Origin of the sequence: Kitasatospora sp. NBC_01560, from assembly GCF_045208415.1 — a bacterium.
Taxonomy (GTDB): domain Bacteria; phylum Actinomycetota; class Actinomycetes; order Streptomycetales; family Streptomycetaceae; genus Kitasatospora.
Window position 1 is genome coordinate 3276335 of sequence record NZ_CP109364.1, and the last position, 13743, is coordinate 3290077.

Sequence of the window (13743 nt, forward strand, 5' to 3'; positions counted from 1 at the left end):
AGAAGTTGGCAGTCGAAGCTGGCAGGCGTACCACCCTCCGGGCCCCGCCCGTGGAACGGTCACGGGCCCCTAGGGAGTTGACGCGATGCGCCGTCGGCGGTGGAAGCGTGTACTGATCGGAGCCTTCGCGGGGTGCGCCGTGCTCGCCGATGCCGGCGCCGCCGCGGCCCAGGCCGCCGCCTCGACCGAGCAGCTGGCGATCTCCACGCCACCGGCCGGCAGCAGCGCGTGGGTCCAGGACCACTCCTTCGACCGCTCGCTGCCCGACCCCGCGAGCACCGCACCGGCCGCCGCCGCCGAGTTCTTCGCCTCGCTGGCGCCCACCGAGCTGGACCGGCTGATCCAGGACTACCCGCTGGTGGTCGGCAACTTCGACGGCGCCCCGGTCGAGCTGCGCTACCGCGCCAACCGGATCGCGCTCACCGCCGAACGGGACCACTCCCGGGCCCGCGCCGCCGACCAGGACCTCGACTCCGACCTGCGGGCGCTCGCCGTCTCCCGGGCCAACGACATCGACCACCTGCTGGCCCCCGAACGCCAGATCCTGGCCTTCGACCCGCGCGGCCGGGGCCTGGTCTCCGAGGTCTGGGGCGACCTCGGCGACGCCGACCGGATCGCCGTCCTCGTCCCCGGATCCGACGCCGACCTCGGCCACTTCGACCAGACGGCCGAACCGCTGCGCTCCCCCGCCGGCATGGCCCGCGCGCTGTACGCCGAGGAGCACCGGCAGTCACCCGGCACCCGCACGGCGGTGATCGCCTGGACCGGCTACGTCACGCCGTCCGGCCTCGGCCCGGACGCCGTCACCTCCCGGCTCGCCGACGTCGGCGCACCGCGGCTGGAGCGGCTGCTCGCCGGTCTCAAGGAGACCACCCGGCCGGACGCGCCGCCCTCCCTGCTCTGCCACTCCTACGGCTCGGTGGTCTGCGGCAACGCCGCCCCCGAGATCCCGCGGGCGGCCGCCTCGCCGTCCGACACCTCCGGGATCACCGACCTCATGGTGTTCGGCAGCCCCGGCATGGGTGTGCAGAGCACCGCCGAGCTCGGCACCGGCGTACACGTCTGGGCCACCCGCAACGGCAGCGACTGGATCGGGAACGTCCCGTACCTGGAGGTCGGCGGGCTCGGCCACGGCGCCGACCCGACCTCGGCCGACTTCGGCGCCGAGCAGATCTCCTCGGCCCGCTCCTCCGGCCACAATGGCTACTTCACCGACGGCACCGACAGCCTGCACAACTTCGCGGCCATCTCGCTCGGCCACTACCAGGACGTGGTCCGCCCCGCCCCCGAGGCCTGAGCCGGCCGGCCCGGCGGGCTACCCGCCGGGCCGGTCCCGGTAGAGCCGGACCGCCTCGGCGGCCGCCCGGGCCAGCTCCCGGCGGGCCGCGGGCGGCGAGACCACCTCGGCGTCCGCGACGAAGGAGAGCAGGGCCCGGACGGACGGCAGCGTCTGGAAGGCCATCGCCAGCTCGACCCACTCGTCGGCGGCCCCGGCCACCGAGTCGGGCGGCGGCGGTGCGGTGAGCCGGGCGCCGTGGATCCGGACGAACATGTCCAGCCGCCCGCGCCGCACCCGGACCCGCACCGGCACCTCCCTCGGCAGCCGCTCGATCTGCTCGCGCAGCCCTGCCCAGACCTCGCCGAGCCCCACCCCCGGGCGGCGGCGCACCGGCTCCTCGGCGGTCTCCGCCGCGAGGACCCGCTCGACCCGGAACAGCCGTGGCCCGCCGTGCAGATCGGCCACCAGGTACCAGACCGAGGCCTTGGAGACCAGGCCGTACGGATCGACGGTGTAGTCGACCGGGGCCGGCGTACCGCTGTGCCGGTAGCGCAGCCGCAGCCGGCGGTCGGCGAAGACGGCGTGCTGCAGCTCGCCGAGGTCCGGACCGGGCGGGGCCCCGGGCTGGAGCCACCGCGCCGGGTCGACCAGGACGCGCTCGCTGATCCGCTCGGCGGCCGGGCGGTGCGGGGCGGGCAGCGCGGCCATCACCTTGCGCAGCGCCGAGCCGAGTGCGCCGTCCAGCCCGAGGTCGCTGTGCGCGCCCTGGGCGGACAGCACGAACAGGGCACGCGCCTCGTCCGTGGTGAGGCCGCTGACATCGGTGCGGTAGCCGGGCAGCAGCGCGATCCCGCCGTGCCGTCCGCGCTCGGTGTAGACCGGGACGCCGGCCGCCGACAGCGCCTCCACGTCGCGGTAGATGGTGCGGACCGACACCTCCAGCCGTTCGGCCAGTTCGGTGGCGGACACCCGGCCGCGGGTCTGGAGCAGCAGCAGTATCGAGAGCAGGCGGTCGGCCTTCATCCCGGCAGGATCGCAGAAACCCTGACGCGGGTTGTCAGGTTTTACCGGGAAATTGCCTCCGCGAACCGGACCGGCGCGCTCCGCCGGGGCCGGTTCCGCACGGAGACCACCCGGGGCCCGGGCCCCCGGCCGCTCGGCCGGGGGCCCGGGCCGCTCCCGGCCGCTCGACCGGTCGCTACTCCCGGTCGCTACTCCCGGTCGGTGGAGATGAGGGCCATGTTCGGGTAGCGGTCGCCGGCGACCAGGCCGGCGACCGGCTCCAGCGCGGCCAGCTCCCCGGCGTCCAGCCGCAGCGTCGCGGCCGCGGTGTTCTCGGCGAGCCGGGTGCGCCTGCGGGTGCCCGGGATCGGGACCACCGTCAGCCCGTGCACCTCGGCACGCTGCTGGACCCAGGCGAGCGCCACCTGGGCGGGCGTCAGGCCACGGGCCCCGGCGATCTTCCGGAGCGGTTCGAGCAGCTCGGCGTTGGCCGTCGCGTTGGCCCCCGTGAAGCGGGGCTGGGTACGCCGGACGTCGTCCGCGGCGAGCTCCTCGGCGGCGGCGAACGAGCCGGCCAGAAAGCCCCGGCCGAGCGGCGAGTACGGCACGAAGGCGACGCCCAGCTCGGCCGCGGCCGGCACCGCCGAACGCTCGACGTCCCGGGCGAAGACCGACCACTCGGACTGGAGGGCGGCGATCGGGTGCACCGCGTACGCCTCGCGCAGCTCGGCGCCGGTCACCTCGGAGAGCCCGAGGTGGCGGACCTTGCCCGCCCGCACCAGCTCGGCCATCGTGCCGACCGACTCGGCCAGCGGGACGGCAGGGTCCCGGCGGTGCATGTAGTAGAGGTCGATCACATCGACGCCCAGGCGGCGCAGCGAGGCGTCCACCGAGGCCCGGATGTACGCCGGGTCGTTGCGGATGCCGCGGTAGTCCGGGTCCTCCTCCTTGCGCTCGAAGGCGAACTTGGTGGCGACCACCACGTGGTCCCGGTTGGCGCGGACGAAGGGGCCGATCAGCTCCTCGTTGCGGCCGAACCCGTAGGCGTCCGCGGTGTCGAACAGGGTGACGCCGCGCTCCAGCGCGGCGTCCAGCGTGGCGAGCGCCTCGGGGGTGTCGGTCGGGCCGTAGAAATCGCTCATGCCCATGCAGCCGAGGCCCTGGACGCCGACGGTCGGGCCGTCGGTGCCGAGCAGTGCCGTGGGGAGAGTGGGGAGGCTCATGCGCTCTTCTTCCTCTGCGGGCGGTCCGCCGGCTCACCGCGTTCGGCGATCCTGCCGACGTAGAGATCGATCTTGTAGTCGAGGACGGCGAGGGTTGCGTGGAGGTCGGCGATCCGCTGCCGGACCTCCTCGCGGTGGGCGAGCAGCAGGTCGCGCCGGTCCTCGAAGGTCTGCTCACCACGGCGGGCCAGTTCGACGTACCGGAGCATGTCGGCCACCGTCATGCCGGTCAGCCGCAGCCGGCCCAGGAAGGCCAGCCGGTGCAGGTCCGCGTCGCAGTAGCTGCGCCGGCCGGAGGCGGAGCGGTCGACCGGGTCGAGCAGGCCGATCCGCTCGTACCAGCGCAGCGTGTGGGCGGTGAGGCCGCTGGCCGCCGCCACCTCGCTGATGCTGTGCCGGGGGGTGCGGTCCGGCTCTCCGACCGGGGTGTTGAACACGTCGGAGCAGGTGCGCATGTCGACCTTGAGCGGAGCGAGTGTTGCCATGACCGGGACCCCCAGTGGTGAGCGCTCTTCTAGGACGCTAGCGAGTTGGAGTGCACTCCAAGCAAGCCTGCCACCCCGGTGCTCCCGCCAACAGGATCCGGCCGCCCCGTTAGAGTCGGCGCATGGAGAGCTTGCGGATGATCGAGACCTGGCCGGTGCCGCACGCGGCGGCGGCCGTCGTACGGGGTGCGGACGGCGCGGTGCTGGGCGGGCACGGGCCGCAGGACCACCTCTTCCCGCTGGCGTCGGTGACCAAGCTGCTCACCTCGTACGCCGCACTGGTCGCGGTCGAGGAGGGCGTCTTCGAGCTGGACGACCCGGCCGGGCCGGAGGGCTCCACCGTCCGCCACCTGCTCGCCCACACCTCGGGACTGGCCTTCGACGAGCACCGCGTGATGGCCGAGCCGGGCAACCGCCGGCTGTACTCCAACGCCGGTTTCGACGTCCTGGCACAGGCCCTCCAGCAGGCTTCGGGGATCGAGTTCGGCCGGTACGCCGCCGAGGCCGTGTTCGCGCCGCTCGGCATGGGCTCCACGCTGATCAACACCGCGCACAAGTCCCCGGCCGGGGCCGGCGGCCTCTCCACGGTGGCCGACCTCGCGCTGTTCGCGGCCGAGCTGCAGGCACCGAAGCTGCTGGACGCGTCGACCGTCCGCGCGGCCACCCGCGAGGTCGCCTTCCCCGGCACCAGCGGCGTGCTGCCCGGCTTCGGCCACCGCCGGCCGAACGACTGGGGCCTCGGCTTCGAGATCCGGGACGGCAAGGCGCCGCACTGGACGGGCACCCGCAACTCCGCCGCCACCTTCGGCCACTTCGGCCAGTCCGGCACCTTCCTCTGGGTGGACCCGGAGGCCGGCGCGGCCTGCATCGCGCTCACCGACCAGGACTTCGGGCCGTGGGCCGCCGAGGTCTGGCCCGCCCTCTCGGACGCGGTACTGACCGAACTGGCCGGCTGACCCGGCAGGCCCCGGTGGACCCCGGCCGGCCACCGCCGCCCCCGGCGCCGGTCCGGCCGGGCTGCCGGGCGCTCAGCCGTACGAGACCGGCGAGTGCATCTCCCAGAGCAGCAGCTCGGCGCCGTCCTCGCCGGCCGTCGGGTCGGCGAACGCCGCGCCGGTGATCCGGACGCTGTCGCCCGGCACCATCGACCGCCCGCCGCCCTGCGGCCCCGGCACCGTCCGGTAGCCGAGCGAGCCGGCCGTCAGGTGCGCGTAGCGCCAGCCGGCGCCCGGGAGTCCGGGCAGCGGCTGCCAGGGGCCGGCGGTGACCAGCCAGAGCGCGGCGTCGCCGCGGCGCAGCCGCAGCGCGTCGGTGCCCGCGTCCCGGTCCAGCCCGGAGGCGAGCAGCGTCAACCCGCCGTCCGCAGGCACCACCCGCCGCAGCCCGTACGCCGGGGGCGCGTCGAAGACGTCCGGCTGGAGCCACATCTGGACGAAGCGCACCGGTCCGTCGGCGCCGCCGACGTTGCGCTCGGTGTGGGTGACGCCGGAGCCCGCGCTCAGGTGCTGGAGCATCCCGGGGCGGACCACTCCGCTGTGCCCCCGGGAGTCCCGGTGGGCCAGCGCGCCCTCCAGCACCCAGGTGAGGATCTCGGTGTCGCGGTGCCGGTGCTCGTCGAACCCGGCGCCCGGGGCGAGCGTCTCCTCGTTGCACGCCAGCAGGGCGCCGAAGTGCGTGTTCCCCGGGTCGTAGTGGCCCGAGAAGGAGAAGGCGTGTCTGGTCTCGATGCCCTCGGCCGGGGTGGACAGGTAGCGCTCGGCGGTGCGGCGCAGATCGGCACGGGGGCGGGCGGGGGCATCGGTCACAGGCTCACGGTAGCGGCTCCGCGGCCCGTTCCCGGGGCGCCCCGGGCCCGGCGACCGCGCTCCTCGCCCGCGTCGTCCGCACCGCCGCCAACCGCCGGCCGAGCCCCGCATCCGGCGCCGGCGGGCCCCTCGCCCGAGACTGTGACCCTTGCCACCGTGCCGCTGTGGCGGGGGGTGTGCACGAGCAGTCACTCCGGTGAGGCAGTCTTGTCCCTGTGCCAGCCGCATCCGCGAACTCCAAGAGCGACCCGACCGCCAAGCCCGAGAAGACCGGGAAGGCCCCGGCCGCCGGCGCGGGCCGTGACCGGCCCGGCCGCGCGGCCCCACGCCTGACCGCCCAGGAGCGCAGACTCGCCGCGGACCGCGCCGAGCGCCGGGCCGCGACGCTCAAGCGGTTGGAGCGGTCCGCGGGCAAGCTGGCCACCGCGGCCATCGCGCGGATGGACGACCAGCTCGGCTGGTACCGCCGCATGCCGCCGGAGCACCGCTCCTGGATCGGCCTGGTCGCCCAGGCCGGCATCGCCGCCTTCACCGAGTGGTACCGCCACCCCGACACCCCCCAGGCGATCTCCACCGACGTCTTCGGCACCGCGCCGCGCGAGCTCACCCGGGCGATCACGCTGCGCCAGACCGTCGAGCTGATCCGCACCACGATCGAGGTGATGGAGGAGGCCATCGAGGAGGTGGCCTCCCCCGGCGACGAGGCGGACATGCGCGAGTCCGTGCTCGTCTACGCCCGCGAGATCGCCTTCGCGACCGCCCAGGTCTACGCCCAGGCCGCCGAGGCGCGCGGCGCCTGGGACGCCCGGCTGGAGGCACTGGTCGTCAACTCGCTGCTCTCCGGGGACGCGGACGAGGGCGTGCTCTCCCGCGCCGCCGCCCTCGGCTGGGGCCAGCCGAGCCAGGTCCGGGTCGTCATGGGGAGCGCCCCGGACGGCGACAGCGAGCTGGTGGTGGAGGCGATCCGCCGGGCCGCCCGGTACGCCAAGCTGCACGTGCTGACCGGTGTGCTCGGCAAGCGCCTGGTGGTGGTGGTCGGCGGCGACAAGGAGCCGGTGCACGCCGCGCGGGCCCTGATCGGCCAGTTCGCGGCCGGCCCGGTGGTGGTCGGCCCGACCGTTCCCGACCTGCTCTCGGCGACCCGCTCGGCGCACGCCGCGGCGGCCGGCCTGCGCGCCTGCGCCGCCTGGCCGGACGCCCCCCGCCCCGTGCTGGCGGACGATCTGCTGCCCGAGCGCGCGCTCGCCGGCGACGCGGCGGCCCGCCGCCAGCTGGTGGAGGAGATCTACACACCGCTGGACGAGGCCGGTTCGGCGCTGCTGGAGACCCTGAGCGTCTACCTGGAGCAGGCGTCCTCCCTGGAGGGAGCGGCCCGGATGCTCTTCGTCCACCCCAACACGGTGCGCTACCGGCTCCGACGTGTGACTGACGTCACCGGCTACGCTCCGTCCGACGTACGTTCGGCGTTCACGCTGCGGATCGCACTGGCGCTGGGACGACTCACCGCCGCCGGGGAGCAGGGCTGACCCTCGATGTAGGGACCTTACAATCCCGGATGCTTTTCTTCGTTACCGTCGCCTACCCGCCCCCGGGCGTCCGGCGAGAGAGGGTTGAACCGTGCTCGTAATCGTCGCCCCTGGACAGGGTGCCCAGACCCCCGGTTTCCTCAGCCCCTGGCTGGAGGTCGACGGCGTCGCCGACCGCCTCCGCGGCTGGTCGGAGGTGGCCGGGCTCGACCTGGTGCACGCCGGCACCGAGGCGTCCGCCGAGGAGATCAAGGACACCGCCGTCGCCCAGCCGCTGCTGGTGGCCGCCGGCCTGGTGACCGCGCGTGCGCTGTTCCCGGACGAGGACCGCGCCCGTGCGCTGGTCGGTGCCGTGGCCGGCCACAGCGTCGGCGAGATCACCGCCGCCGCCGGCGCCGGGGTGCTCTCCGCCCACGACGCACTGACTTTTGTCCGTGAGCGCAGCCTGGCGATGGCCGAGGCTGCCGCGGCCACCGAGACCGGCATGATCGCCGTCCTCGGCGGCGACCCGGAGGCCGTCGCCGCCAAGCTCGCCGAGCACGGCCTCACCGCGGCCAACAACAACGGCGGCGGCCAGATCGTCGCCGCCGGCACGCTGCCCCAGCTGGAGGCCCTGAAGGCCGACCCGCCGGCCTCCGCGCGGCTGATCGCGCTGAAGGTCGCGGGCGCGTTCCACACCGAGCACATGGCTCCCGGCGTGGAGCGGCTGGCCAAGCTGGCCCCGACCCTGCCGGTCGCCGACCCGGAGGTCGCGTACGTGTCCAACCGGGACGGCGCGGTCGTGGCGTCCGGCGCCGAGGTCCTGGACCGCCTGGTGTCGCAGGTCTCCAACCCGGTCCGCTGGGACCTCTGCATGGAGACCCTGCAGCGGCTCGGCGCGACCGCCGTCATCGAGCTCGCTCCCGCGGGCACCCTCACCGGACTGGTCAAGCGCAACCTCAAGGGCGTGGCAACGCTGGCCCTCAAGACCCCCGCCGACCTGGAGAAGGCCCGCGAGCTCGTCGCGGAACACGGCGGTCAGGAGGAGAACAAGGCATGACTGCTCCCCAGATCAAGCCGGTCACCGGCGCCCAGTACTCGCGGATCCACGGGGTCGGCGGTTACCGCCCGGTCCGGGTGATCCCGAACGCCGAGGTGCTGAACTGGATCGACTCCTCCGACGAGTGGATCCGCACCCGCAGCGGGATCGCCGAGCGTCGCTGGGCCGGCCCGGAGGAGAGCGTCGCCGAGATGTCGGTGCAGGCCGCCGGCAAGGCCATCGCCCAGGCCGGGATCGGTCCCGACCGGATCGGCGCCGTGGTCGTCGCCACCGTGTCGCACCTCAAGCAGACCCCCGCCATCGCCACCGAGATCGCCGAACGGCTGGGCTGCGGCACCGCCCCCGCCTTCGACATCTCGGCCGCCTGCGCCGGCTTCGGCTACGGCCTGAGCCTGGCCGACGGGATGGTCCGCGGCGGCAGCGCCGAGTACGTCCTGGTGATCGGCGTGGAGCGGCTCAGCGACCTGACCGACACCTCGGACCGCTCGACGGCCTTCATCTTCGGTGACGGCGCCGGCGCCGCGATCGTCGGCCCGTCCGACACGCCCGGCATCGGCAAGGTCATCTGGGGCTCCGACGGCTCCCAGAAGGACGTCATCACGCAGACCCAGGCCTGGGACACGGCCTTCGCCAAGGAGGACGCCGTCAACGGCACCGGCGAGGCGCTCAAGTGGCCGGCCCTGCGGATGGAGGGCCAGACGGTCTTCCGCTGGGCGGTCTGGGAGATGGCCAAGGTGGCCCAGCAGGCGCTGGACGCCGCCGGGATCACCGCCGACCAGCTCGGCGCGTTCATCCCGCACCAGGCCAACATGCGCATCACGGATGCCATGATCAAGGCCCTGAAGCTGCCCGAGTCGGTGCCCGTCGCCCGCGACATCACCGAGACCGGCAACACCTCGGCGGCCTCCATCCCCCTGGCGATGGAGCGCATGCTGGAGAGCGGCGAGGCCCGTAGCGGCGACCTCGCACTGATCATCGGGTTCGGGGCGGGTCTGGTCTACGCGGCGGCAGTCGTTACGCTCCCCTAGGCACTTTCCGCCCCCACCCACCCACAGAGCCTGCGTCCGTCCGCCGGGCGGCCGCATTCACCACCGAAGAGGAGCAGCCAGTATGGCTACCAAGGACGAGGTCCTGGAAGGTCTCGCTGAGATCGTCAACGAGATCGCCGGCATCCCGACCGAGGACGTCGAGCTCGACAAGTCCTTCACCGACGACCTCGACGTCGACTCGCTCTCCATGGTCGAGGTCGTCGTGGCCGCCGAGGAGCGCTTCGACGTGAAGATCCCGGACGACGAGGTCAAGAACCTGAAGACCGTCGGCGACGCGGTGGACTACATCATCGCCAACGCCTGAGCGTCCGAACCCGTTCGACGCCTGACGTCGGCCGGCTCCCCGTGAGCCGGCCGACCCTCCGGCCGGGACGCCTCCTGGGGCGCCCGGCCGGGCCCCACACTCCCGGCGCGCCGCCGAACCCCGCACGAACGTGAGAGAAGAAGATCCAGTGACCGTTGAAAACCGTACCGTGGTCGTCACGGGTATCGGCGCCTTCACGCCGCTGGGCGGCGACGCCGCCACCACCTGGGAGAACCTGCTCGCCGGGCGCTCCGGGGTGGCAGCCCTGACCGAGGAGTGGGCCGCCCAGCTGCCCGTCCGGATCGCCGCGCGCACCGCCGTCGACCCGGGCGAGATCCTCCCCCGCCCGCTGGCCCGCCGACTGGACCGCTCGGCGCAGTTCGCGCTGATCGCGGCCCGCGAGGCCTGGGCCGACGCCGGCTACGAGACGCCCGCCACCGACGAGTCCTCGAAGCTGGCCCCCGAGCGCCTGGGCGCCGTGATCGCCTCCGGCATCGGCGGCGTCACCACCCTGCTCGACCAGTACGACGTGCTGAAGGAGAAGGGCGTCCGCAAGGTCTCCCCGCACACCGTCCCGATGCTGATGCCCAACTCCCCGGCGGCCAACGTCGGCCTGGAGGTCGGCGCCCGCGCGGGTGTGCACACCCCCGTCTCCGCCTGCGCCTCCGGCGCCGAGGCGATCGGCTACGCGATCGAGATGATCCGCACCGGCCGCGCCGACGTCGTGGTGGCCGGCGGCACCGAGGCCGCGATCCACCCGCTGCCGATCGCCGCGTTCGCCAACATGATGGCGATGTCGAAGAACAACGACGAGCCGGAGCGCGCCTCCCGCCCCTACGACAAGGGCCGCGACGGCTTCGTGCTCGGCGAGGGCGCGGGCGTGGTCGTGCTGGAGTCGGTCGAGCACGCCGAGGCGCGCGGCGCCCGGATCTACTGCGAGGCCGTGGGCCAGGGCCTGTCCTCGGACGCCCACCACATCGCCCAGCCCGAGCCGACCGGCGCCGGCGTGGCCCGCGCGCTGGCCGACCTGTTCGACCGCAACGACCTGGACAAGGCCGAGATCGTGCACGTCAACGCGCACGCCACCTCGACCCCGCAGGGCGACACGGCCGAGCTGAAGGCGCTGCGCAAGGAGCTCGGCGAGCACCTGGACCACATCGCCATCTCGGCCACCAAGTCGATGACCGGCCACCTGCTGGGCGGCGCCGGCGGCATCGAGACCGTCGCCACCGTGCTGGCCCTGCACAACCGGACGGCCCCGCCGACCATCAACGTCGAGGACCTGGACGACGACGTGGACGCGGACATCGTCCGGGGCGAGCCCCGCACCCTGCCCGAGGGCCGGATCGCGGCGCTGAACAACTCGTTCGGCTTCGGCGGCCACAACGTGGTGCTGGCCTTCCGCAGCGTCTGACCGGTACCCGAACACGCGGAGGGGGCCGGCGCCCGTCAACGGCGCCGGCCCCCTCCGCGTACTCAGACCACCTGGTGCAGCCAGCGCACCGGAGCGCCCTCCCCGGCGTAGCGGAACGGCTCCAGCTCGTCGTCCCAGGGCTTGCCCAGCAGCCGGGAGATCTCGGCCTCCAGGTCGGCCCCCTCGCTGCGGGCGCGCAGCAGGACGGCGCGCAGCCGGTCCTCGGGGATCAGGATGTCGCCGTGGATGCCCGTGACGGCGTGGAAGATGCCGAGCGTGGGCGTGCTGCTGTACCGCTCGCCCTCCGCCGTGGCGCAGGGCTCACTGGTCACTTCGTACCGCATCAGCTGCCAGCCGCGCAGGGCGGAGGCGAGCTTCGAGGCCGTACCGGGCTCGCCCTGCCAGGAGAGCTCGGCACGCCAGTGGCCGGGTGCGGCCGGCTGGCGGATCCAGTCCAGACTCACCCGTGCACCCAGCACCCCTGCGACGGCCCACTCGACGTGCGGGCACAGCGCGCGGGGCGCGGAGTGGACATACAGGACTCCACGTGTCGTCACCGGGACCTCCAGGCTGTGGACGAGGGTCGCCTTCCCCAGCTGCCTCGCGTTCGCGCCTGTAGTTGATCCACAGTTACCCACGTTAGCCGACATTAAGCCACTAAATTGAGCAAAACGGACAGGCTTTCGCTCAATGCTAGTCGAATCCTCAACGCGGTCCACCCCTCGGTGGGATCTCTCCCCCGAACGGCCCCATCGCCGGGCGCAACCACCGTACCGCGCCGCCCCTCACCACGGCTGACGCACTTTCGGATCCGGCCGGAATGCGGTAGTGCGGCCGGATCCCCTGCGCCCGGTACGCAAACCGCCCCGCGCACCCGGAGGGGTGGCGGGGCGGTTCACCGGCGGCTCCGCCGACCCGGCGTCAGCCGTCGAGGCGGACCACCATCTTGCCGGTGTTGCCCCCGCGCAGCAGGTCGAGGAAGGCGTCCACGGTGTGCTCGAAGCCGTCCACCACGGTCTCCTCGTTGCGCAGCCTGCCGTCCCGCAGCCAGCCGCCCACCTCGGCGACGAACTCCGGCTGCAGGGCGGCGTGGTCGCCCACCAGCATGCCCTCCAGGCGCAGCCGCTTGCCGATGGTCAGCGCCAGGTTGCGCGGGGCGGCCGGCGCCGAGGTGTCGTTGTACTGGGCGATCGCGCCGCAGAGCACCGCACGGCCGTGCACGCCGAGCGCGCCGATCGCGGCCTCCAGGTGCTCGCCGCCGACGTTGTCGAAGTACAGGTCGATGCCGTCCGGGGCGGCCTTCGCGAGCTGCTCGGCGACCGGGGCGTCCTTGTAGTTGAACGCGGCGTCGAACCCGTACTCGCCGACCAGCTTGGCGACCTTCTCCGCCGAGCCGGCCGAGCCGACCACCAGTGAGGCGCCCTTGAGCCGGGCGATCCGGCCGACCATCGAGCCGACCGCGCCGGCCGCGCCGGAGACGAAGACCCGGTCGCCCTCCTTGAGGCCGCCGACCGCGAGCAGGCCGGCGTAGGCGGTGAGGCCGGTCATGCCGAGCACGCCGAGGTAGGCGGAGAGCGGCACGGACGGGTCGACCTTCACCGCGCGCTTCGCCTCGACGGTGGCGTACTCGCGCCAGCCGAGCCCGTGCAGCACGGCGTCGCCCGGGGCGAAGCCCTCGGCCGCGGAGGCGACGACGTAACCGACGGCGCCGCCGTCCATCACCTGGCCGAGCCGGAACGGCGGGACGTAGGACTTCACGTCGTTCATCCGGCCGCGCATGTACGGGTCCACCGAGAGGTAGGCGTTGCGGACCAGGATCTCGCCCGGCTCCGGGGCCCGGACCGGCGCCTCGGCCAGCGCGAAGTCGGCCGGGACCGGCCAGCCCCGCGGGCGGGCGGCGAGGTGCCATTCGCGGGCGGTGGCGGGCGCTTCGTACTCGGCCATCGGGAACTCCTTGGTGCATGAAAGGTTGAGTTACTGAAGTAACGATGGACATGAAAGGTTCATGTTGTCAACTGTTCAGGTAGACTGTGAACCATGGACACCCAGCCGACCCGGGACGCCACGCCGCAGCCCGAGGAGATCACCCGTGAGGTCGTCGACCTGATGGCCAGTCTGGTCGCGCTCTTCCACCGCGAGTACGAGGAGGCCGCCGCCGCCCGCTCGCTCACCGGCGCCCAGGCCAAGGTGCTCGCGCTGCTGCGGCGCGGGCCGATGCCGATGCGGCACATCGCCCAGACGCTCAGCTGCGAGCCGTCCAACATCACCGGCATCGTCGACCGGCTGGAGTCGCGCGGCTTCGTCACCCGGGAGGCCGACCGGCAGGACCGCCGGGTCAAACTGGTCGCCGCCACCGAGACCGGCGCGGCCGCCTCGGAGGAGCTCCGCGAGTCGCTCAACTTCGCCCGCGAGCCGCTGGCCGCGCTCGGCCCGCAGGAGCGGACCCTGCTCCGGGACCTGCTCCGCCGGATGCTCTCGGGCGCCTCCTGACCGGTGGCGTGAGCAGCATCACAGCCCCGGCGCCCGGTCCGTACCAATTGGCCGGCCATCGACTGTAACCGAACACTTCCCCGAAACGTCTAACGTTCGAGACTCGCACCGGCCTGCCCGGGCACCG

The 13743-nt window shown here is 73.7% G+C and carries 14 protein-coding genes; 8 read left to right on the forward strand and 6 right to left on the reverse strand.

The window, feature by feature from the left end; translation table 11 throughout:
- The first annotated feature begins 85 nt into the window (after positions 1–85).
- A complete protein-coding gene (locus OH807_RS14045) occupies positions 86–1297 on the forward strand; it encodes an alpha/beta hydrolase (RefSeq protein ID WP_406198284.1) in 1212 nt (403 codons plus the stop codon).
- A gap of 18 nt (positions 1298–1315) precedes the next feature.
- On the opposite strand, the gene OH807_RS14050 is transcribed toward OH807_RS14045, so the two are convergent.
- The 3 genes from OH807_RS14050 to OH807_RS14060 form a co-directional block, all read right to left on the reverse strand.
- Positions 1316–2302 carry a helix-turn-helix transcriptional regulator gene (locus OH807_RS14050; RefSeq protein WP_406198286.1) on the reverse strand — a complete coding sequence of 329 codons (987 nt, stop codon included), beginning with the start codon at positions 2300–2302 and terminating at the stop codon, positions 1316–1318.
- Positions 2303–2490: 188 nt separating this feature from the next.
- Complete coding sequence (locus OH807_RS14055) at positions 2491–3504, reverse strand: aldo/keto reductase (RefSeq protein WP_406198289.1); 1014 nt, start codon at positions 3502–3504, stop codon at positions 2491–2493.
- The gene (locus OH807_RS14060) at positions 3501–3959 is read right to left on the reverse strand and encodes a MerR family transcriptional regulator (RefSeq protein WP_406210973.1); all 459 of its coding nucleotides are present in this window, start codon (positions 3957–3959) and stop codon (positions 3501–3503) included. The genes OH807_RS14055 and OH807_RS14060 overlap by 4 nt, the downstream gene beginning before the upstream one ends.
- A gap of 152 nt (positions 3960–4111) precedes the next feature.
- On the opposite strand from OH807_RS14060, the gene OH807_RS14065 reads away from it, so the two are divergent.
- Complete coding sequence (locus OH807_RS14065; RefSeq protein ID WP_406198292.1) at positions 4112–4945, forward strand: serine hydrolase domain-containing protein; 834 nt, start codon at positions 4112–4114, stop codon at positions 4943–4945.
- A gap of 72 nt (positions 4946–5017) precedes the next feature.
- On the opposite strand, the gene OH807_RS14070 is transcribed toward OH807_RS14065, so the two are convergent.
- Positions 5018–5794: a pirin family protein gene (locus tag OH807_RS14070; protein WP_406198294.1), complete on the reverse strand. Its 777-nt coding sequence runs from the start codon at positions 5792–5794 to the stop codon at positions 5018–5020.
- A gap of 329 nt (positions 5795–6123) precedes the next feature.
- Between OH807_RS14070 and OH807_RS14075 the strand changes: the two genes are divergently transcribed.
- The 5 genes from OH807_RS14075 (at position 6124) to fabF (ending at position 11126) form a co-directional block, all read left to right on the forward strand.
- Positions 6124–7320: a PucR family transcriptional regulator gene (locus OH807_RS14075; RefSeq protein ID WP_406210975.1), complete on the forward strand. Its 1197-nt coding sequence runs from the start codon at positions 6124–6126 to the stop codon at positions 7318–7320.
- Positions 7321–7411: 91 nt separating this feature from the next.
- A complete protein-coding gene (locus OH807_RS14080) occupies positions 7412–8359 on the forward strand; it encodes an ACP S-malonyltransferase (protein WP_406198296.1) in 948 nt (315 codons plus the stop codon).
- The gene (locus tag OH807_RS14085; RefSeq protein ID WP_406198298.1) at positions 8356–9387 is read left to right on the forward strand and encodes a beta-ketoacyl-ACP synthase III; all 1032 of its coding nucleotides are present in this window, start codon (positions 8356–8358) and stop codon (positions 9385–9387) included. The genes OH807_RS14080 and OH807_RS14085 overlap by 4 nt, the downstream gene beginning before the upstream one ends.
- An 82-nt stretch (positions 9388–9469) precedes the next feature.
- Positions 9470–9712, forward strand: coding sequence for an acyl carrier protein (locus tag OH807_RS14090; RefSeq protein ID WP_406198300.1), 243 nt, complete (start codon positions 9470–9472; stop codon positions 9710–9712).
- A gap of 148 nt (positions 9713–9860) precedes the next feature.
- Positions 9861–11126, forward strand: coding sequence for a beta-ketoacyl-ACP synthase II (gene fabF, locus OH807_RS14095; RefSeq protein WP_406198303.1), 1266 nt, complete (start codon positions 9861–9863; stop codon positions 11124–11126).
- 62 nt (positions 11127–11188) lie between these two features.
- Here fabF and OH807_RS14100 read toward each other — a convergent pair whose 3' ends face one another.
- Both OH807_RS14100 and OH807_RS14105 read right to left on the reverse strand, forming a co-directional pair.
- Positions 11189–11683, reverse strand: coding sequence for a DUF3145 domain-containing protein (locus OH807_RS14100; RefSeq protein WP_406198305.1), 495 nt, complete (start codon positions 11681–11683; stop codon positions 11189–11191).
- A 364-nt stretch (positions 11684–12047) separates the two neighbouring features.
- Positions 12048–13070, reverse strand: a complete 1023-nt coding sequence (locus OH807_RS14105) for an NADP-dependent oxidoreductase (RefSeq protein WP_406198308.1) — start codon at positions 13068–13070, stop codon at positions 12048–12050.
- A 93-nt stretch (positions 13071–13163) separates the two neighbouring features.
- Here OH807_RS14105 and OH807_RS14110 point away from each other — a divergent pair, with 93 nt between their 5' ends.
- A complete protein-coding gene (locus OH807_RS14110; protein ID WP_406198311.1) occupies positions 13164–13616 on the forward strand; it encodes a MarR family winged helix-turn-helix transcriptional regulator in 453 nt (150 codons plus the stop codon).
- The last annotated feature ends 127 nt before the right edge of the window (positions 13617–13743 follow it).